The sequence below is a fragment of the Isoptericola sediminis genome, assembly GCF_013085345.1.
Taxonomy (GTDB): domain Bacteria; phylum Actinomycetota; class Actinomycetes; order Actinomycetales; family Cellulomonadaceae; genus Isoptericola; species Isoptericola sediminis.
On sequence record NZ_JABFAJ010000011.1, the window covers coordinates 86574 to 105856 of the forward strand.

General features: G+C 72.3%; 13 protein-coding genes. 9 read left to right on the forward strand and 4 right to left on the reverse strand.

The genetic code is table 11. The features are described from left to right. Positions 1 to 32 precede the first annotated feature (32 nt). The 3 genes from HLI28_RS06290 to HLI28_RS06300 all read right to left on the reverse strand — a co-directional run bounded on the left by HLI28_RS06290 (position 33) and on the right by HLI28_RS06300 (position 3645). Positions 33 to 569, reverse strand: coding sequence for a single-stranded DNA-binding protein (locus HLI28_RS06290; RefSeq protein ID WP_171246654.1), 537 nt, complete (start codon positions 567 to 569; stop codon positions 33 to 35). Between the two features lie 117 nt (positions 570 to 686). Beyond that, complete coding sequence (rpsF, locus tag HLI28_RS06295; protein WP_171246655.1) at positions 687 to 977, reverse strand: 30S ribosomal protein S6; 291 nt, start codon at positions 975 to 977, stop codon at positions 687 to 689. A gap of 175 nt (positions 978 to 1152) precedes the next feature. After that, on the reverse strand, positions 1153 to 3645 hold the full coding sequence (locus tag HLI28_RS06300) for a transglycosylase domain-containing protein (RefSeq protein WP_171246656.1): 2493 nt from the start codon (positions 3643 to 3645) through the stop codon (positions 1153 to 1155). A 289-nt stretch (positions 3646 to 3934) separates the two neighbouring features. Here HLI28_RS06300 and HLI28_RS06305 point away from each other — a divergent pair, with 289 nt between their 5' ends. From HLI28_RS06305 to HLI28_RS06325, 5 genes are all read left to right on the forward strand, one after another. Then, entirely contained in the window at positions 3935 to 4606 is a 672-nt protein-coding gene (locus tag HLI28_RS06305) for a helix-turn-helix transcriptional regulator (protein WP_171246657.1), read from the forward strand. Next, positions 4603 to 5694, forward strand: a complete 1092-nt coding sequence (locus HLI28_RS06310; RefSeq protein WP_171246658.1) for an inositol-3-phosphate synthase — start codon at positions 4603 to 4605, stop codon at positions 5692 to 5694. Before HLI28_RS06305 ends, HLI28_RS06310 begins: the two co-directional genes overlap by 4 nt. A 244-nt stretch (positions 5695 to 5938) precedes the next feature. After that, entirely contained in the window at positions 5939 to 7279 is a 1341-nt protein-coding gene (locus tag HLI28_RS06315) for an MFS transporter (RefSeq protein WP_171246659.1), read from the forward strand. 144 nt (positions 7280 to 7423) lie between these two features. Next, a complete protein-coding gene (locus HLI28_RS06320; RefSeq protein ID WP_171246660.1) occupies positions 7424 to 8923 on the forward strand; it encodes a DHA2 family efflux MFS transporter permease subunit in 1500 nt (499 codons plus the stop codon). 146 nt (positions 8924 to 9069) lie between these two features. After that, positions 9070 to 11283 (forward strand): SpoIIE family protein phosphatase, encoded by a 2214-nt coding sequence (locus tag HLI28_RS06325; RefSeq protein WP_171246661.1) that lies wholly within the window; start codon positions 9070 to 9072, stop codon positions 11281 to 11283. On the opposite strand, the gene HLI28_RS06330 is transcribed toward HLI28_RS06325, so the two are convergent. Next, a complete protein-coding gene (locus tag HLI28_RS06330; protein ID WP_171246785.1) occupies positions 11253 to 12674 on the reverse strand; it encodes a CCA tRNA nucleotidyltransferase in 1422 nt (473 codons plus the stop codon). The genes HLI28_RS06325 and HLI28_RS06330 overlap by 31 nt on opposite strands. A 171-nt stretch (positions 12675 to 12845) precedes the next feature. Here HLI28_RS06330 and HLI28_RS06335 point away from each other — a divergent pair, with 171 nt between their 5' ends. From HLI28_RS06335 to HLI28_RS06350, 4 genes are all read left to right on the forward strand, one after another. Beyond that, complete coding sequence (locus HLI28_RS06335) at positions 12846 to 13451, forward strand: NUDIX hydrolase (protein WP_171246662.1); 606 nt, start codon at positions 12846 to 12848, stop codon at positions 13449 to 13451. A gap of 10 nt (positions 13452 to 13461) precedes the next feature. Further along, entirely contained in the window at positions 13462 to 15576 is a 2115-nt protein-coding gene (locus tag HLI28_RS06340; protein ID WP_171246663.1) for a DUF6049 family protein, read from the forward strand. Next, positions 15573 to 17306 (forward strand): murein biosynthesis integral membrane protein MurJ, encoded by a 1734-nt coding sequence (gene murJ, locus HLI28_RS06345; RefSeq protein ID WP_171246664.1) that lies wholly within the window; start codon positions 15573 to 15575, stop codon positions 17304 to 17306. The genes HLI28_RS06340 and murJ overlap by 4 nt, the downstream gene beginning before the upstream one ends. 91 nt (positions 17307 to 17397) lie before the next feature. Beyond that, positions 17398 to 19254, forward strand: a complete 1857-nt coding sequence (locus HLI28_RS06350) for a protein kinase family protein (protein ID WP_171246665.1) — start codon at positions 17398 to 17400, stop codon at positions 19252 to 19254. Positions 19255 to 19283: the final 29 nt, after the last annotated feature.

The following is a 19283-nucleotide window of genomic DNA, read 5'->3' on the forward strand; positions in this document are numbered from 1 at the left end:
GGTCACGGGGTGATTCTGGATGTGAGCGACGATCAGAACGGGGGTTCGTCCGAGAACCCGCCGCCGGACGACGCGGGGCCAGCCGTGGCCCACGGGTCGCTCTGCTGACCGCCGCCGGAGGAACCGAATCCACCGCCACCACCGGGCTGGCCACCGGCGTTGCCGCCGTAGCCGCCACCGAATCCGCCGCCACCGCCGCCGCTGCGCTGGGCGCGGGCGACCTTGGCGGACGCCCACCTCAGCGACGGGCCGATCTCGTCGACCTGCAGCTCCACGACGGTGCGCTTCTCGCCCTCGCGGGTCTCGAACGAACGCTGCTGAAGGCGGCCCTGCGCGATGACGCGCATGCCCTTCGTCAGCGACTCGGCGACGTTCTCCGCCGCCTCGCGCCAGATGGAGCAGCGCAGGAACAGCGCCTCTCCGTCCTTCCACTCGTTCGACTGACGGTCGAACGTGCGGGGCGTCGACGCGATCGTGAAGTTGGCGACGGCTGCACCCGACGGGGTGAAGCGCAGCTCCGGGTCCGCGGTCAGGTTTCCGACGACCGTGATGACGGTCTCACCAGCCATGCCAAGCTCCTTCGTTCGTCCGCGAGATTCGGCTGTCCTCGATGGTCCAGTGGCATCCCATCACGGGGCACCGACAGGTGCCCAGCGAGGATGCGGGGTGTCTCGGTTCAGCGGGTCTCAGTGAGCAGCGGCGCGGAGGGTCTTGATCCGCAGCACGCCCTCGTTGAGGCCCAGCTGACGGTCCAGCTCCTTCGCGGTGTCCGGCGTCGCGGTGTAGTTCACGACGGCGTAGATGCCCTCGGAGCGCTTGTTGATGTCGTACGCCATGCGGCGACGACCCCAGATGTCCACGTTGTCGACGCTGCCGCCGTCGGTCGTGACGACCTTGAGCAGCTTGTCCAGCGTCGGGGCCACGGTGCGCTCCTCGACCTCCGGGTCCAGGATCACCATCAGTTCGTACTGACGCATGAGTTCAACCCACCTCCTCTGGTCTCAGCGGCCACGGTCGTTCCGTGGCAGGAGGGTTAGTGCGTGCGTCGGCCGTGCCCTGCCGTTTCCCGAGCGGGGACGGCGTGGTACGGCCAGTCGACCAGGATACCCGCTGCGGGCACCCCGGACGAAGTTCATCGCCGGGTGGCCTCGGTCACCCGTTGCCGTTGCCGTTGCCGTTGCCCGGCTGGTCCGTCGGTGACGGCGACTGCGACGGCTCCGAGGTCGGCTCCTGCGTCGGTTCCTGGGTCTGCTGGGGCCCGGACGAGACCACCACGGTGACGGTGGTCCCGGAGTCGACCTCGCTCCCGGCGCCGGGCTCCGTGCGGATCACCTGGCCCCGTTGGACGTCGTTGCTCGGCTCCTCGACGATGGCCGCCCCGAGCCCGACGCGGTTGAGCTGACTCTCGGCCGAACCGGCGGACTGCCCGACGACGTTGGGCACGGCGACCTTCTGCTGCTCCTCGACCTTGCCGGTCGAGACCCAGAGGGTGACCGTCGACCCCGTCTGGACGGAGCCGCCCGTGTCGTAGACGTTCACGACGGTGCCCTTGCGGGCCTCGTCGTCGGTCGCCTGCGTCGCCACCGACAGCCCCAGGCTCTCCAGCAGCCTGGTGGCCTCGTTGATGTTCATGCCGACGAGGTTGTCCGGCAGCTCGACCCACTCGGCGGTCTCGCTCGGCGTCGGGGACGGCTCGAACGACGGCGTCGGCGGGGTGTACTCGGGGAACTCCGCGATCTCCTTGCCCTCGAGCGCGACCTGCATGAACTCGGTCCACGCGGCGGCCGGCCACGTCGAACCGGTGATCTCGCTGTAGGGGCCGAAGGCGTCGATCGGCGCCGTGTCCTGCAGGCTGCCGGTCTCGGGGTCCATCGACTTGTACTGCCGCAGGTTGACGACGGTCGCGAGCTGGGGCGTGAAGCCCGTGAACCAGGCGGTCTGGTTGTCGTTGGCCGTACCGGTCTTGCCGGCCACCGGCCGGCGCTGCCCGTCGGGTCCGGTGAGCTCGAGCGCGGCGCGCCCGGACCCCTCCTCGACCACCTTGGTCATCGCGTACGTCGCGGCGTTGATCACGTCGCGCTCGAACCGCTGCTGGGCGTTTACCTCGGGCGCGTAGCGCTGGGTGCCATCCATGTGCTCCACCCGGTCCACGATGTGCGGCTCCACGTGATAGCCGCCCCCGGCGATCGTGGCGTAGGCCTCGGCCATGTCGATCGGGTAGACGGCGGTAGGGCCGAGCACGTTCGCCTGGACCGCCTTGATCGGGTTGTTCTCGTCCTCACGGATCCCGAGCCGGTGTGCGACGTCGCGCGTCTTCGCCGGACCGACCTCCGTGTTGAGCTCCACGTACGCCGTGTTGATCGAGTTCGCCGTGGCCTCGACGAGGTCGACCTCGCCGTACGACTTGTTGCCGAAGTTGTTCGGCCACGGGTCGCCATCGTCGGTCTCGTACTGCCCGGGCGTGTTGCCGTCGAACCGGTCGGTGAGCTGGACGCCCTCCTCGAGGGCGCCGATCAGCGTGAACGGCTTGAAGGTCGAACCGGCCTGCACGACGTCGCCAGTCGCGGTGTTCTTCTGCTGCTCGAGGTAGTCGGCGCCGCCGTACATCGTCACGATCGCCCCGGTCTCGGGGTCGATCGACACGATCGACGCACGGAGAAGCTCGTTCGCGTCCTCGGGGATGTCCTCGACGATCTTCGCGGCGGTGTTCTGCAGCTTCGGCTTGATCGTCGTGTGGATCTGCAGGCCACGGGACTCGAGGTCCTCCTCGGTGAACTCCCCGGTGGCGAGCAGCTCCTTCTTGACGGCCTGCATGATGTAGCCCTTCTGGCCGCCGAGGCTGTTGCTGCTGGTGTCCTTCTCGACGAACTCGGGGAACTGCGCCGAGTCGGCCTCGGCCTGGGTGATGTACCCCTGCTCCGCCATCCGGTTGAGGCTGCGCTCCCAGCGAGCCTCGGCGATGTCCGGGTTCTCCGACGGGTCGTAGCGCACGGGCGCCGGGATGATCCCGGACAGCATCGCGGACTCGGAGTAGGTCAGCTCCGTCGCCGGCTTGTCGAAGTACGCCTTGGCGGCCGCCTGGACGCCGTAGGCCCCCCGACCGAAGTAGATCGTGTTGAGGTAGCGGTCCAGCACCAGCTCCTTCGGCTGGTTCTGCGCGATCTTCATGGCGATGATCGCCTCGCTCGCCTTGCCGGCGATGTCACTCGTCTGGCCCAGGTAGTAGCGCTCGACGTACTGCTGGGTCAGCGTGGAACCGCCCTGGCGGGAGCCGGTCGTGAGGTTGGTGAACGCAGCGCGGGCCATACCGAGGAAGTCGACGCCCGGGTCCTCCCAGAAGGACTCGTTCTCGCTGGCCACGACGGCGTCGCCGACGTGCTTCGGCAGGTCCTCGTACGCGACGATCTCGCGCTTGACGCTGGAGAACGTGCCGATCTCCTTGCCGTTGGCGTAGTAGACCGTCGTCGCCTGGTGGTCGACGTCGTCGAGGTTCTTCGGGATGGCGGTCGACGTCCACGCGGCGAAGAAGACGCCGGCGCCGAGCGCGACGAACCCGAGCACGCAGCCGACGACGATGCGCCACGACGGCAGCCACCGCTGCACGGGGCCCAGGCCCCGGCGCGGATAGTTCCAGAAGCGACCCACGTCCACCCTTTCGAAGTGCGATGTCCTCGACCCTGTTCCGCCCCCTGCGGACACGAGGAACCCCACCGAACACTAGGGGATGCGCGCGGCGGGGTGTCGAGATAGACGCGCGACGCAACCGTTTGTGCGCCGGTCGTCCCCAGACCCCTGGCCGCGGCTCCACGAGCCCTTCACATTCGCCGCGCCGGAGCGGCCGATTGCCGCACCGTCTCGCTCGTCCTATCCTCGTGATGTATCGACTCGATACAACGCCATGAGAGGTGCCGTCGGCACGGGAGGGAGAACACGGGTGCGCAGTCGCTCGAACGTTCTCGAGACGGCCGTCCTGGGTCTGCTCAGCTCTGCCCCGCTGCACGGCTATGAGCTGCGCAAGCGGCTCAACCTGCTCCTGGGTTCGTTCCGCGCCTTCTCCTACGGCACCCTCTACCCGGCCCTGAAGTCCTTGGTCGGACGAGGCCTGATCGAGACGGTCGACCCCGACCCGGCCACGCCGGCACGCTCCGGAGCCTCCGGGGCGCCCGGGCGGACGGCGTCGGGCACGAAGCCCCTCACGGGACGTCGTGGACGGATCGTCTACCGGCTCACCCCGGAGGGCAAGGAACACCTGCAGACCACTCTCGCCTCCGCCGGGCCCGCGGCCTGGGAGGACGAGAGCTTCGACGTCCGGTTCGCGCTGTTCGCGCAGACGGACGCCGAGACCCGTCTCCGCATCCTCGAAGGCCGGCGCACCCGGCTGACCGAGCGCCTGGAGGCGGTCCGGGAGTCCGCAGCCCGGACCCGCGAGCGGCTCGACGAATACACTCTGGAGCTGCAGCGGCACGGACTGGAGCAGGTCGAGCGCGAGGTGCGCTGGCTCGACGGGCTCATCACGACCGAGCGCGACCGCGTCAGCGGCCGTGACCGCGACCACGACGCCGGGGCGCATCCCGCCCCGGCCCCGAGAAACAAGGAGCGAGGATGACCTCCGTCCGCGTTGCCATCGTCGGTGTCGGAAACTGTGCATCGTCCCTGGTCCAGGGTGTGCACTACTACCGCGACGCCGACCCGTCCGACACCGTCCCGGGTCTCATGCACGTGCAGTTCGGTGACTACCACGTGAGCGACCTCGAGTTCGTGGCGGCGTTCGACGTCGACGCGAAGAAGGTCGGCTTCGACCTGGCGGAGGCGATCAACGCCTCCGAGAACAACACGATCAAGATCGCCGACGTGCCGCCCACGGGTGTCATGGTCCAGCGTGGCCCCACCCTCGACGGGCTCGGCGACTACTACGCCGCGACCATCGACGAGGCGGCCGACGAGCCGGTCGACGTCACCCAGGCGCTCAAGGACGCGAACGTCGACGTCCTCGTCTCCTACCTCCCCGTGGGGTCGGAGGACGCCGACAAGTTCTACGCGCAGTGCGCCATCGACGCGGGCGTGGCCTTCGTCAACGCCCTGCCGGTCTTCATCGCCTCCGACCCCGAGTGGGCGAAGAAGTTCGAGGACGCCGGCGTGCCGATCGTCGGCGACGACATCAAGTCGCAGGTCGGTGCCACGATCACGCACCGCGTGCTCGCCAAGCTGTTCGAGCAGCGCGGCGTCGTGCTGGACCGCACGTACCAGCTCAACGTCGGCGGCAACATGGACTTCAAGAACATGCTGCAGCGCGACCGCCTCGAGTCGAAGAAGGTCTCCAAGACCCAGGCCGTCACCTCCAACCTGACCGGCGCGCTCGCCGGCAAGAAGGAGGACCGCAACGTCCACATCGGCCCCTCGGACTACGTCGCCTGGCTCGACGACCGCAAGTGGGCCTACGTGCGCCTCGAGGGTCGCGCGTTCGGAGAGGCGCCCCTGAACCTGGAGTACAAGCTCGAGGTGTGGGACTCCCCGAACTCGGCCGGCATCATCATCGACGCGATCCGTGCGGCGAAGATCGCCAAGGACCGCGGCATCGGCGGCCCGATCCTGTCGGCGTCGACGTACTTCATGAAGTCCCCGCCGGTCCAGATGGAGGACACCCAGGGCCGCGCGCAGCTCGAGGCCTTCATCGCCGGCGACGTCGAGCGCTGACCCGGAGCGTTCCGACGGCCCGAGTGGGCCTCCGCTCCCGCCGGTTCCCGAACGTCTCGTCCCGCTGCACGTCGCGCGTCGATCTGCAGCGGGACGAGACTCTCGGCACGCCGAGCCCGGGCGCCCTGAGTCGCGCACGCGCGTCCTGACTCGCGGCGGGACGTCCTGACTCGCGGGACGGGGCGGCGCCGCGCCACGCGGGTGAGCCCCTCCGGGCCGCGCCGCACCATGGGAAGGTGGAGCCGTGGGAGCTCTGGTCGAGACCTGGCACGACCTGCGCGCTCTCCTGCGCCTGGAGGGGTTCCGTCGGCTGTTCGCCGTCCGGCTGGTCTCCCAGGCCGGTGACGGCATGTTCCAGGTCGGCCTGGCCGCCCTCCTCTTCTTCTCCCCCGAACGCGCGGGGACGGCGACCGGCGTCGCGAGCGCCTTCGCCGTCATGCTCGCGCCGTTCACGATCGTCGGCCCCTTCGCGGGGGTGTTCCTCGACCGGTGGCGGCGGCGCCAGGTGCTCGCCTACGGCAACGCCCTGCGCGTCCTGATCACGGCGGCCATGGCCGCGATCATGCTCACCGTCGGCCTCGAGGGCAGCGGCGACGTCTGGGTCATCCTGCTCGGGCTGCTGGCCCTGAGCGTCAACCGTTTCCTCCTCGCCGCGCTCAGCGCGAGCCTGCCCAACGTCGTCGCGGGCCCGTACCTGCTCACGGCGAACTCCCTGACGCCCACCCTCGGCGCGGGTGCCGTCTTCCTCGGTGGCGGGGTGGCCCTGGCGATCGGTCTCGGCATCCCGGCCGGACCTGCCCACGACGCGGCCGCGCTGGTGTGCGCCGCCGTCGTCTTCGGCGTCGCCGCCCTGCTCGCCCTGCGGCTCGGCCGCGACCAGCTGGGTCCGGAGCATCCGGCCCGGGGCCACCTGACGGCCGAGATCTCCGCGGTCGCGCGCGGGCTGGTCGACGGCGCCCGCTACCTGACGGCCCGGCGGACCCCGGGCCAGGCGCTGCTCGTGATGGCCGCCCACCGGTTCCTCTACGGCGTGGTCTTCATCGCCGCGATCCTCATCTCCCGCAACCTGCTGGCCGAACCCGGGCAGACCTCCGCCGGGCTGGCCAACTTCGCCCTCGTCCTGGCGGCGACCGCGGTCGGCGGCGCGTGCGCCGTCGTCATCACCCCGGTCCTCTCGCGTCTCACCGGGCCCCAGGGCTGGATCGTGTGGATGCTGCTGCTCGCCGCGGCGTCCCAGCTCCTGCTGACCACCACCCCGTCACGCACCATCGTGCTGGTCGGTGCCGGTCTGCTCGGCCTGGCCGCCCAGAGCGCCAAGATCGCCGTGGACACCATCGTCCAGCGGGACACCCACGACGACTTCCGCGGCCGCGCCTTCGCCTTCTTCGACGTGCTGTACAACGCGGCGTTCGTCGGTGCGGCGGTGCTGGCCGCCTGGACGGTGCCGGACGAGGGGTGGTCGCGAGGCCTGTTCCTCGTGCTCGCGCTCGCCTATGTCGGTGTCGCGGCGCTGCTCGGGTTCGCCGGGGCACGGCACCCCGCTCCGGTGACGGTGTCCGGGGACCCGGCCCGCGTCGACCGATGAGTGCGGCGGCGAAATCAGGTCGCCACCGTGACGGGGAATACCGCAGGCTGAGAACGCCTTGATCCGACGGGTCCGTCCGTGCGCAGCGCCGCCCGCGGTCGACGACGTCCGAGCGAACCGCTGATCGAACCACCGGGAGGTTTCATGACCGTACGCAGCACCGAGACCCCTCCCGGCGGAGCGACCCCCGCCGCGGAGGTGCCAGCCCGCGACACCGACAAGCTGTCGCGCGAGCACCTGGGTGTCATCGCGCTGCTCATGGTGTCGGCGTTCATCGTCATCCTCAACGAGACGACCATGGGTGTGGCGCTGCCGTCGGTCATGAGCGAGTTCGGGATCGAACCGTCGGCCGGGCAGTGGCTGACCACCGCGTTCCTGCTGACCATGGCCGTCGTCATCCCCACCACGGGGTGGCTGCTGCAACGGGTCGGGACGCGGACGGCGTTCATCCTGGGCATGTCCCTGTTCAGCCTCGGCACCCTGCTCGCCGGCCTCGCCCCGGTGTTCGGGCTGCTCGTCGCCGCCCGTGTCGTCCAGGCGTCCGGCACGGCGGTCATGCTGCCCCTGCTCATGACCACGGTCATGACGATCGTGCCGCCGCACCACCGGGGCCGGGTCATGGGCAACGTGTCCCTGGTCATCGCGGTCGCCCCGGCCCTCGGCCCGACCATGTCCGGCGCCGTGGTCAACGCCCTGGGCTGGCGCGAGGTCTTCTGGGTCGTGCTGCCGATCGCCCTGGTGGGACTCACCCTCGGCCTGTTCCTGGTCCGCGACGTCGCCGAACGGGCGCGCAAGAACCTGGACGGGCTGTCGGTGGTGCTGTCGGCCTTCGCGTTCGGCGGGCTGGTCTACGGGCTGTCCTCCCTCGGTGAGGCGGCCCGGCACACGCCGCCGGTCTCCCCCGTGCTCCCGATCGTGGGCGGGCTCGTGTTCCTCGCGCTGTTCGTGCGGCGCCAGCTCCGCCTGCAGCGCACCGACGACGCCCTGCTGGACCTGCGGGTCTTCCGGGCTCCGGGCTTCCCCGCCGGTCTGAGCGTGCTCGTCGTCGCGATGATCGCGATGTTCGGCATGATCATCGGCCTGCCGCTGGTGCTGCAGGAGGCGATCGGGCTCGCCCCGCTCGCCAGCGGGCTCGTCATGCTGCCCGGTGGTCTCATGATGGGCCTGCTCGGCCCGGTCGTCGGCCGCCTGTACGACCGGGTCGGCCCGCGCCCGCTCGTCCTGCCGGGCGTGTCGGCCGTCGCGGTGGCGATGGTCCTGTTCGCCACGCTGTCGCCGTCCTCGCCCGTCTGGTGGGTGATGGTCGGGCACATCGTCCTCAGCCTCGGGCTGGCCTGCGTGTTCACCCCGACCCTCACGTCGGCCCTCGGCGGGCTGGCACCCCGGCTGTACTCCCACGGGTCCGCCACGATCACCACGCTGCAGCAGCTCGCGGGTGCGGCCGGGACGGCGCTGTTCGTCGCCCTGCTCACGCTGCGGTCCGTCGCCCTGCTCGACGACGGCGCCACCGAGGCCGCGGCGACGGCGGGCGGCGCGCGGCTCGCCTTCGGCGTGGCGGCCGGCGTCATGATCGGTGCGGTGCTGCTGGCCACGCGCCTGCGCAAGGCCGACGACGTCCGCCAGGAGACCCCCGCGGCGCACTGACGGGACCGGCCCGGCCCGTCGTGACCCGCGTCGCACGCGGCCGCGGGCACCGCCATCATGTGGACAGGCCGTTCCGGTTCGCCGCATCATAGGGATCTCCGGTCCTCCCGACGGCGGGTCGGAGGGACGGGGGGAAGGTTCCACGAATGACGCAGCAACAGTCGGCGCCGACCGACATCACCACGCTGGCGCGCGATCTCCTGCCGGAGGTCCACGACCCCGCGAAGGTGGTCACGGGTGGTGCCGTGCTCCTCGTCGACACCCGCACGCACGAGGTGGTCGACACGAACCCGGTCGGCGCGCGCATGGTCGGCGGCCTCGAGCTGCCGACCTCGCTCGGTGCCTGGTGCGCGGCGGCGGGCCTGTCCGTCCGGGACGCCGACATCTCCGCCGAGCGGGCCCTGGCGGCCGCTGTGGACGGCAGCTCCGGCGTCGCGGTGCTCTCCGCGCGGCAGAACGCTCCCGACGACCTCTGGGCCGTCGGCGTCCCGCTGGCCGGGGCCCCCGGAACCCTGGCGAACCGCGCGCTCGTGGTGATGCTGCCCGGGACGGGCCTGCAGGAGTCGCACCCGCCCTCGGAGTTCGACGGGCTGCAACGCCGCGCGGCCGTGGCGAGCCACCTCAGCTTCACCATCTCGGACCCGTCGCTGCCCGACGACCCGCTCATCTGGGTCAACCCGGCCTTCTGCGAGGTCACCGGTTACACGACGGACGACGTCCTGGGCACGAACTGCCGCTTCCTGCAGGGCGAGGGGACGGACCGCCAGACCGTGGCCCGCATCCGCGCCGCGCTGGACGCCGGGCAGGCCGTCGGCGAGACGCTGCTCAACTACCGCAAGGACGGGACCCCGTTCTGGAACCAGGTCGTCGTCTCCCCCATCCACGACGACGAGGGCAAGGTCACCCACCACGTCGGCATCCAGACGGACGTCACGGAGCGGGTGCACCACGACCGCCGGCAGGCGCTGGAGCTCGACGCCGCCAACCGGCAGACCGAGAGCCTGCGGCGGCTGGCCTCCATCACCCAGGCCCTCGTCGACCTGTTCGACGAGGAGTCGGGAGCGGCCGCGCTGCCGGCCCTCGTGGCACCCCACTACGGCTCCTGGTGCGCCGTGCTGCTCGTCGACGAGCACGGCGCGCCGCGCATCGTGCACGGCGCCTCCCGCGACCCCGAGCGAGCCGACGACATCGCCGTGCTGGAACGCTCGCACCGCTGGATCCGCGAGTCCCCGACCGTCCTCAGGGTGCTCACCACCGGCACCGAGGAGATCTCCGAACCGTTCCCCGTCGACATCGACTCGCTGCCGCGCCGCACGGGCGCCGAGGAGCTCGCCGCCCTGCGGCGCCTCGGCCTCGGTTCGGCGATGGTGGTCCCGTTGCGGGGCCGGGAAGGCGACATCGGTGTCCTCATCGTCGTCAGCAGGGACGGCGACGTCGCGACCGCCTTCCCGCCCTCCGACGTCCACGACATCGTGGCCCTCGGGGCGCGGGCCGGGCTCGCCCTCGACAACGCGCGCCTCTACCGCCGCGAGCAGCAGACGGCGCTGACCCTGCAGCACAGCATGCTCCCGGAGATCGTCGAGGCTCCGGGCCTGGACTGCGCCGCGCTGTACGAGCCGGCCTCCGCGGGGGCCGACGTCGGCGGCGACTGGTACGACGTCGTGCCGCTGCCGGACGGCCGCGTCGCGATCTCGGTGGGCGACGTCGTCGGCCACGACATCCGTGCGGCCGCGTCGATGGGCCAGCTGCGTTCCGTGCTGCGCTCGGAGGCTTGGGCGGGGCTGTCACCGAGCGCGGTGATCGCCGGGGTCGACGACCTGGTGCGCGGTCTGCAGATGGCCGACATGACCACGTGCGTGTTCGCGGTCGTCGACCCCCCGGACGACGGTGGGAACCGCCGGGTCACCTACACCCGGGCCGGGCACCACGCCCCGTTGCTGATGCACTCCCACCACGACGTCGAGAGGCTCGACGAGGCCCTCACGACGCCCATCGGGGCGCCGTTGCTGACCGGAGACGTGCCGGAGGCCTCGACGGTGCTGCACCCCGGCGACTCGCTGGTCCTGTTCACCGACGGTCTCATCGAACGCCGCGACCGGCCGCTGCGCACCCAGCTCGAGAACCTGCTGACCTGCGTCGAGGAGGTCGACCCCGACCTGGAGGCAGAGGCGTCGCGGGACGCGATCGTCGAGGCGTGCGCGGACGGCACCCAGGAGGACGACACCTGCATCCTCGTGGTGCGCAACATCCCGGTGCCGTCGTCGGGCGAGGCCGACACCGAGATCCTCGGCCCGCACGAGAACCGCACCGGCTCCCGCCGCGGAAGCGGTCAGTCCTGCCGTGACTCCCACCAGGACTGAAGCTCGGCGGTCGCCCGCTCCTCGCCCAGGGGACCGTGCTCCATCCGCAGACCCAGCAGGTGCTGGTAGGCCTGCCCGACGACGGGACCGGGACCGACACCGAGGATCGCCATGATCTGCGTGCCGTCCAGGTCGGGCCGGATCGAGTCGATCTCCTCCTGCTCGCGCAGCCGGGAGATCCGCTCCTCGAGGTCGGTGTAGGCGTCGGCGAGCCGCTTGGCCTTGCGCCGGTTGCGGGTGGTGCAGTCGGCCCGGGTGAGCCGGTGCAGACGCTCGAGCAGGGGCCCGGCGTCGGTGACGTAGCGCCGCACCGCCGAGTCCGTCCACGCGCCGTCGCCGTACCCGTGGAACCGCAGGTGCAGCTCGACGAGCCGGGAGACGTCCTTGACGACCTGCTTCTCGTACTTCAGGGCGCGGAGCCGCTTGGCCGTCAGCTTCGCCCCGACGACCTCGTGGTGGTGGAAGCTCACGCCGCCCCCGGGCTCGAACCTGCGGGTGGCGGGTTTGCCGATGTCGTGCAGCAGCGCCGCGAGGCGCAGCACGAGGTCCGGGGCGGGCACGGCGCCGTCGGGACCCGTCTCCTGCGCGATCGCCTGGTCGAGCACGATCAGGGAGTGCTCGTAGACGTCCTTGTGCCGGTGGTGCTCGTCGATCTCCAGGCGCAGGGCCGGCAGCTCGGGCAGCACGTGGTCGGCCATCCCGGTGTCGACCAGCACCTCGAGACCGGCGCGGGGGCGCTCCGAGCAGAGCAGCTTGGACAGCTCGGCCTGGACCCGCTCGGCCGAGACGATCTCGAGCCGGCCGGCCATCTCGTCGATCGCTGCGCGGGTGGCGGGTTCGACGGTGAACCCGAGCTGGGCGGCGAACCGCGCGGCACGCAGCATCCGCAGCGGGTCGTCGTCGAAGGACCGCTCGGGTTCGATGGGTGTGCGCAGCACCTGGGCGGCCAGGTCCGACAGCCCGCCGAACGGGTCCACGAACGTCAGGTCCGGCAGGCGCACCGCCATGGCGTTGACCGTGAAGTCGCGTCGCGAGAGGTCGCCGTCGAGGGTGTCGCCGAACGCCACGACCGGCTTGCGCGACTCGGGGTCGTAGGTGTCGGAGCGGTAGGTCGTGACCTCCACGACGACGTCGTCACCCGCCGTCCCGCCGTCCGTATCCCGTGCGTACCGCCGGGCGCCGATCGTGCCGAACTCCTTGCCGATGTCCCAGTGCGCGTCACCCCAGCGGGCCAGGAGGCGCTCGGTCTCGTCCGGCGTCGCCGAGGTCGCGAAGTCGAGGTCGGCGCTGGTCCGGCCGAGGAAGGCGTCGCGGACCGGACCGCCGACGAGGGAGAGCTCGTGGCCGGCGGCGGCGAAGATCTCGCCGAGCTCGACGGCGGCCGGTGCCATCTGGGCGAGCACACCGAGGGCTCGGCGCAGCAGCGCCGCGGGGGCGGGAGAATCTGGGGTCGACACGACTGCCTATCTTCCCAGATCCCCGTGCCCGCTGCGCGCCCGCCCGTGTCGTCCCCGGTCGGCGGCGTCGTCGGGGCCAGCGGGTTCTCTCGGTAGGGTAGGTCCATGTCATCTGCGGTACCGGCACCCGGCGCTCCCGAGGAGCGCCCACCCGTGCCGGTACCGGTCCCCCCGGGCGGGCACCCCCTCAAGGTCGACCCGGCGCGGCTGCGTCGCCGCGCGACGGCGCCGAGCACCCCCGGAAGCACGGGCCACCTGCCGGTGGTCGACGAGACGTCGGCCGGTGGGCTGGTCGTCGAACGGCACGTCTCGGGTCACCGGGCCGCGGTCATCCTGCGGCGCAACCGCGCCGGCCGGCTCGAGATGTGCCTGCCCAAGGGTCACCTGGAGGGAGCCGAGACCCCGGAGGAAGCCGCGGTGCGCGAGATCCGCGAGGAAACCGGGATCCAGGGCACCGTACGCCGGACCCTCGGGGTCATCGACTACTGGTTCAGCGGGGAGGACCGCAGGGTCCACAAGGTGGTCCACCACTTCCTGCTGCGTGCCGACGGGGGCCTGATCACGGCGGCCGACGACCCGGACGGCGAGGCGGAGGACGCCCGCTGGGTGCCACTGATCGAGCTGCCGGACCGGCTGGCGTATCCCAACGAGCAGCGCCTCGCGGCGACGGCCCTGCACGTCCTGACCCATACCCCGGACCTGGTCGAGTGAGGCCCTGCGCGTGATCCACTCCCGGACGAGGGGCGCCCGCAGCCGCGCCCTGCTCCTCCTGCTGTCCGCCCTGCTGCTGGTCGCACCCCTGGTGCTCCTGCCGACCGCCCCGGCGTCCGCCCAGGAGCACGTCACCACCGAGATCGTGGCGGTCTCGCCGACGGTCGTGGGTCCGGACGACACCCAGGAGATCACGCTCCGTGTCACCAACGACGGCGACACCGAGCTCACCGGCCTCACCGTGGATCTCGGTGTGGGCTGGCGGCCGGTCACCACGCGGACCGAGGTCGCCTCCTGGTCGACGGCGGAGACAGGTCTGGCCGGGACCCAGCTGAGCGAGCAGCTCGATCCCCTGCCGCCCGGCGAGTCCCTCGAGGTCACGCTGTCGCTGGACGTCGAGGACCTCCTCCTCGGGGAGAACGCGCCGTGGGGGCCACGGCAGATGTCGATCCGTCTCCACGACGCCCGGACGACGCTGGAGACCCTGCACACGTTCATGATGTACGACCCGGGCAGCGGTGCCTCGTCCGGGCGACAGGGTGCCCCGGCGCCCGTCTCGCTGAGCGTGGCCGCGCCCGTGACCGGTCCGGCCTTCGACCCGGCCGCACCCGAGGACTACGCGGACGCGGTCGCGGCCTGGAGCGCGCCGGGTGCCCCGTACGACGAGCTCCTCGCGGCGGCCACCTCCGAGGTCGGCGCGCTCTCGCTCGCCGTCGACCCCGCCGTCGTGGCGACCGCCGAGCAGTCGGTGGACGACGATGCCGCCCGGTGGGCCGACCTGCTGCTCCGGGAGGGCGGTCCCGGCGTCGTCACCCTGCCCGTCGGCGACCCCGATCTGGCAGCGCTCGCCCACGCGGACGTCGACGCGCAGGACATCGCCCGGATCGCCGGGGGCCGGGACGTGCTGCCCGAGGACTGGGCGGCGGCCGACGACTGGGGGCCCCGCATCGCCTGGCCCGCCGGGGTGGTGGACGCACCGACGGTCGTGGCCGCCGACGCCGCGGGTGCCCGGGCGTTGCTCGGCACGGAGGGCATCGCGCTGCCCGAGGCCCCGGGCTCGCTCGGCTCCGTGGCGAGCGGGTCCGGTCCGCTGCGCGTCGCCGTGCCGGACGAGGCGATCAGCGCGGTGCTCGACGACGCCACGGGCTCCGGCGGTGCGGTCTCCGAACCGGCCGCCACCGTGCAACGGCTCCTCGCGGACACGGCGGTGCTCGCCGCGGACGCGGCCGAGGCGGCGGCCGCCACCCCCGTCGTGGCGGCCCTGCCGCGGGGCTGGTCACCGGACGTCGCCACCTTCGACGCCGTGCTCGGGGCGTTGGCCGAGCAGAGCTGGGTCGAGCTCACCGACCTCGGCGAGGCGCTGGCCCCCGCCGACGACGGTCGGAACGCCCGCGTGGCCGAGGAGACGGTGGCGGACGCCGAGCTGTCCCCCGGCTCCGTCCGCGGCCTGATCTCCACCTCCGAGGACGTCGCCGCCTTCGCCACCGTCGCCGCGGATCCGGGCACCCTCACCGCCGGGGTGGACCGCGACCTCTTCGCACCCTTGTCGATCGCCTATCGGGACACCCCCGAGGCCCGGGCCGGCGCCGTGGAGCTGGCGCAGGCGAACGCCGCCCAGGTGCGGTCCGGCATCAGCGTCCTGGACCGGGCCGACGTCCTGCTGATCAGCGACGCCGGAGACCTCCCGGTCCGCATCCGCAACGATCTGCCCGTCGACACCCGCGTCACCGTGCGGCTGCGGCCCGACGACCCCCGGCTGGTCGTGGAGACGGTCCCCGAGATCGTCGTCCCGGCCGGCACCTCCCGGGACGCCCAGGTCCGGGTCCGGGCGATCGGTTCCGGTGACGTGACGCTCGCCGTCGAGGTGCTGGCACCGAGCGGTGTCGAGGTCGCCCCGCCCACCGAGTTCGCCCTGCGGGTGCGGGCGGGGTGGGAGACGGTCGGCACCGCCGTGATGGCGGCCGGCATCGGCCTGCTGTTCCTCACCGGCATCTGGCGGACCGTCCGCCGCGGACGCTCCGACCGTCGCACCACCGGCGAGCAGGTCGCCGAGTCCGCCGTCCCGACGGGCCGGACCACGACCGTGCCGCCCCAGGCCCCATCCCCGGAGGACACCGCGTCATGACCACCGATCCCCCTGAGCCGGGAGCACCCGACGCCACCCCCGCCGGACCCGACGACGCGTCCGGTCGGACGGCGGACCCGCACGGGGTGCGCAGGGCGAGCCTGGGCAAGGGTTCGCTGGCGATGTCGTTGGGCACGGCCGCCTCGAGGGCGTCGGGCCTGGTGCGCACGATGCTGCTCGTCGGCGCGGTCGGTGCCGTCGGGACCGTCGCCAACGCCTTCGACATCGCGAACAAGCTGCCGAACATGCTGTTCGCGCTGATCTCGGCGGGTTTCCTGCAGTCGGTCCTGGTGCCGCAGATCATGAAGGCGATGTCGGCGCGCAACGCCCGCGAACGCCTCGACAAGCTGCTCACGATCTCGGGGCTCGGCCTGCTGTCCGGCACGATCGTGCTGGTGGCGGCGGCGCCCCTGGTCGTGCACCTCATGACGCTCAGCGACGCCTGGACGCCCGAGGCCCGGCAGCTCGCGGTGGTCTTCGCGTACTGGTGCCTGCCGCAGCTCTTCTTCTACGGCCTGTACACGCTGCTGGGTCAGGTGCTCAGCGCGCACGGCCGGTTCGCGGCGTACGGCTGGGCCCCGGTGGCGAACAACGTCGTCTCGATCGTGGGGTTCGGCACCTTCATCCTGCTGTTCGGGCAGGCGCCCGACGCGGGTCTGGACGACGTGGGGGCCTGGACGACGGTCCAGACCCTGGTGCTCGCCGGCACCGCGACCCTCGGGATCGCCGCGCAGTCCGCGATCCTCGTGCCCGCGCTGCGCAAGGCCGGGTTCCGCTGGGGCTTCCGGCTGGGGCTGCGCGGCATCGGCCTGCGGTCGGCCGGCAAGGTGGTCGGCTGGACCATCGGCGCCGTCGTCCTGGAACAGCTCGGTGTCATCTACCTGACGAACGTCACCGGTGCCGCCGGCCAGCTCGCCGAGGACCTCGGTGAGGTCGCGGGCGGGCCCGCCGCCTACACCCAGGCGATGTCGATCTACCTGCTGCCCCACTCGCTGGTCGTGGTCTCGATCGTCACGGTGCTGTTCCCCCGGATGAGCGCCGCCGTCAACGCGGGCGACCTGCCGGGTGTGCGCCGGGACATGTCGCTCGGGCTGCGTTCGGCGGGCATCTTCTCGGTCTTCTCCGCGACGGCGCTCCTCGTCCTCGCGTTCCCGCTGACCAAGGCGCTGCTCCCCTCCGCGTCCGAGCTCGAGGTGGAGGCGATCGCGCCGATCCTGCGGGCGATGGCGGTCGGGACCATCGCCCTCGGCGCCACCGTGCTGGTGCGACGCATGTACTTCGCCTTCGAGGACGGTCGCAGCATCTTCGTCATCCAGATCATCGCCACCGTCTCGCTGGTGGCCGGGTTGTGGATCGCCACGGAGACGCTGCCCTACACGGCGTGGGCGGCCGCGGCCGGCGGGTCCTTCGCCCTGGCCACGTGGATCTCCCTGCTGCTGCGCATCCGCGGCATGAACCGCAAGCTGCACGGCATGGACGGCGCCCGCGTGCTGCGGCTGTACGTCCGCGCCCTGCTCTCCGCGGCTGTCGCGGGGGGCCTCGGGTGGCTGACGATCCGGCTGCTGGACGCGTCGGCGTCGTCCTCGTGGGGCTTCGCGGTGCTGACGACGGCCGTCGCGGGCCTGGTCATGGGTGCTGCGTACGCCGGGCTGCTGAAGCTGATGCGGGTCCGGGAGCTCGACGACGCGCTCGCCCCGATCCTGCGCCGCCTCCGCCGGGGACCCGCATGACGGGTCTCTCCCTCTACCATGGTCGGCAGGAACGCCCCGCCGGACCGTCCCGACGATCCTCGCTCCCCCACACCACCACGGAGGCCTCCAGGTGACCACCGCCCAGCCCGGGACCGTCATGGTCGACCGCTACCGGCTGAACCAGCACGCCGCCACCGACCTGGCGGCGGCCGAGGCCTGGGAGGCCCACGACCAGATCCTGGACCGTCCGGTCCGCGTCACGTTCGTGACCGGCCCGCAGGCGCCGGCGGCGATCGACGCCGCCCGCCGCGCCGCGCTGGTGGCCGACCCGCGGCTGTGCCGCGTCCTCGACGTCGGCAGCACCGACCTCGGCACCGGCGAGATGTCCTACGTGATCACCGAGCCGTACACCGGGGAGTCCCTCACGCAGATCGTCTCGCGCGGCCTCGTGGACGCCCAGCAGGCTCGGGCGCTCATGGGTGAGGCGGCCACGGCCCTGGAGTCCGCGCGTCAGCGGGGCGTGCACCACCTGGCGCTGCGGCCGGAGGCGGTGCGGGTCGACGGTCACCGCGTCGTGGTGACCGGGCTCGGGATCGACGCCGGGCTGGCCGACGCCGAGGCGGCGGGGAGCGACGCAGCGGCCCGGGACGCCCGCGGTGTCGTTGCCCTGGGCTACTACGCGCTCACCGCGCGGTGGCCCGGCGAGGCCCTGGACGTGAGCTGGATCGCGCCCGACGCCGTGCGACCGCTGCCCGCCCAGACCGGCCCGCACGGGGTCCTCGGGGTCTCGGAGCTCGTGCCGCACGTCGACGAGCAGATCGACGAGCTGGTGCGACGGACCTTCGGCGACGAGGGCCAGGCGCCCGCCGATCCCGGCGAGGTCGTCGCCACGCTCGAGCCCTGGGGCCAGGTCTCCGTCCTGGGATCCCTGCCGCAGTTCGTCCAGCCGACGCCGGAACGCCCGGTGCGCTCGTCCGTGCTCGGTGCCGGCAGCCCGGCCGGCACCGAGAGCCTGCCCGGGACGCCTCCGCCCGCTCCTCCCGTGCGCCGGCCCTCCAGCGGCCGGATCGCCCGGGGTGCGGCGATGGGAGGCGCGGCCGGCGCCGCCTACGGTGCCGCCCACGGCGGCTACGCGCAGCAGCCCACCCAGGCTCAGCCCCCGGCCTACGGTCAGCAGGCTCCCTACGGCCAGCAGCCGCCGTACGGCCAGCAGGCCGCCCATGGCCAGGCCCCGGCCGCCGCCCCGGGGCAGGTCCCCCCTCCGCCGCCGGGAGCCGGGTACGGCCCGGCGGCCGCCGGGAGCCCGACCACGGGCTCGTTCGACTCGACCGCGGCACCGCGTCGGCGCGGCGTGAACCCCACGCCGATCGTCCTGGCCATGATCCTCGTCGGCGTCGTGATCGCCGCCGTCTGGGCGGTGAGCCAGGCGCTCAGCCCCTTCGACGTCACCACCGTCGCCGAGGACCCGTCCCAGGAACCGGCCCCCGCGGCGAGCGAGGGCACCGACGGCAGCAGCGGCGAGAGCGGCGAGCCGGAACCGACCGAGTCGGAGAGCCCCGAGGTCCGGCCCATCATCGAGGCCGGCAGCGAGATCGACCCGCTCGGCAACGGTGAGAAGCCGGAGAAGGTCGAGTTCGCCTTCGACTCCGACCCGTCGACGTTCTGGCACACGTACACCTACGAGAACGACCCGGTCTTCGGGGGCTTCAAGGAGGGCCTCGGCTACCAGGTCGAGCTGCGCGAGCCCGCGCCCGTCACCGAGATCGAGCTGAACACCAACAGCGAGGGCGGTGCGTGGGAGCTCCGCCGTGTCGGGAGCGACGCCCCGGAGAACGGCGAGGTGCTCGCGTCGGGGTCCTACTCGTCCGACACCGTCATCGAGCTGGACGAGCCCGTCGTGATGGACGGTTTCGTGCTGTGGACCTCCGAGCTGCCGACCTCCGAGGGAGAGTTCCGCCTCGAGCTCAACGAGATCACGGTGTCCTGACCCCTTCGGAATGTCCCGGGGGTATCGCA

Coding starts and splice junctions, on each gene's coding strand:
- HLI28_RS06290 (WP_171246654.1), bottom strand. CDS start 569: ATGGCTGGTGAGACCGTCATCACGGTCGTCGGAAACCTGACCGCGGAC.
- rpsF (WP_171246655.1), bottom strand. CDS start 977: ATGCGTCAGTACGAACTGATGGTGATCCTGGACCCGGAGGTCGAGGAG.
- HLI28_RS06310 (WP_171246658.1), top strand. CDS start 4,603: ATGACCTCCGTCCGCGTTGCCATCGTCGGTGTCGGAAACTGTGCATCG.
- HLI28_RS06320 (WP_171246660.1), top strand. CDS start 7,424: ATGACCGTACGCAGCACCGAGACCCCTCCCGGCGGAGCGACCCCCGCC.
- HLI28_RS06325 (WP_171246661.1), top strand. CDS start 9,070: ATGACGCAGCAACAGTCGGCGCCGACCGACATCACCACGCTGGCGCGC.
- HLI28_RS06330 (WP_171246785.1), bottom strand. CDS start 12,674: ATGGCACCGGCCGCCGTCGAGCTCGGCGAGATCTTCGCCGCCGCCGGC.
- HLI28_RS06335 (WP_171246662.1), top strand. CDS start 12,846: ATGTCATCTGCGGTACCGGCACCCGGCGCTCCCGAGGAGCGCCCACCC.
- murJ (WP_171246664.1), top strand. CDS start 15,573: ATGACCACCGATCCCCCTGAGCCGGGAGCACCCGACGCCACCCCCGCC.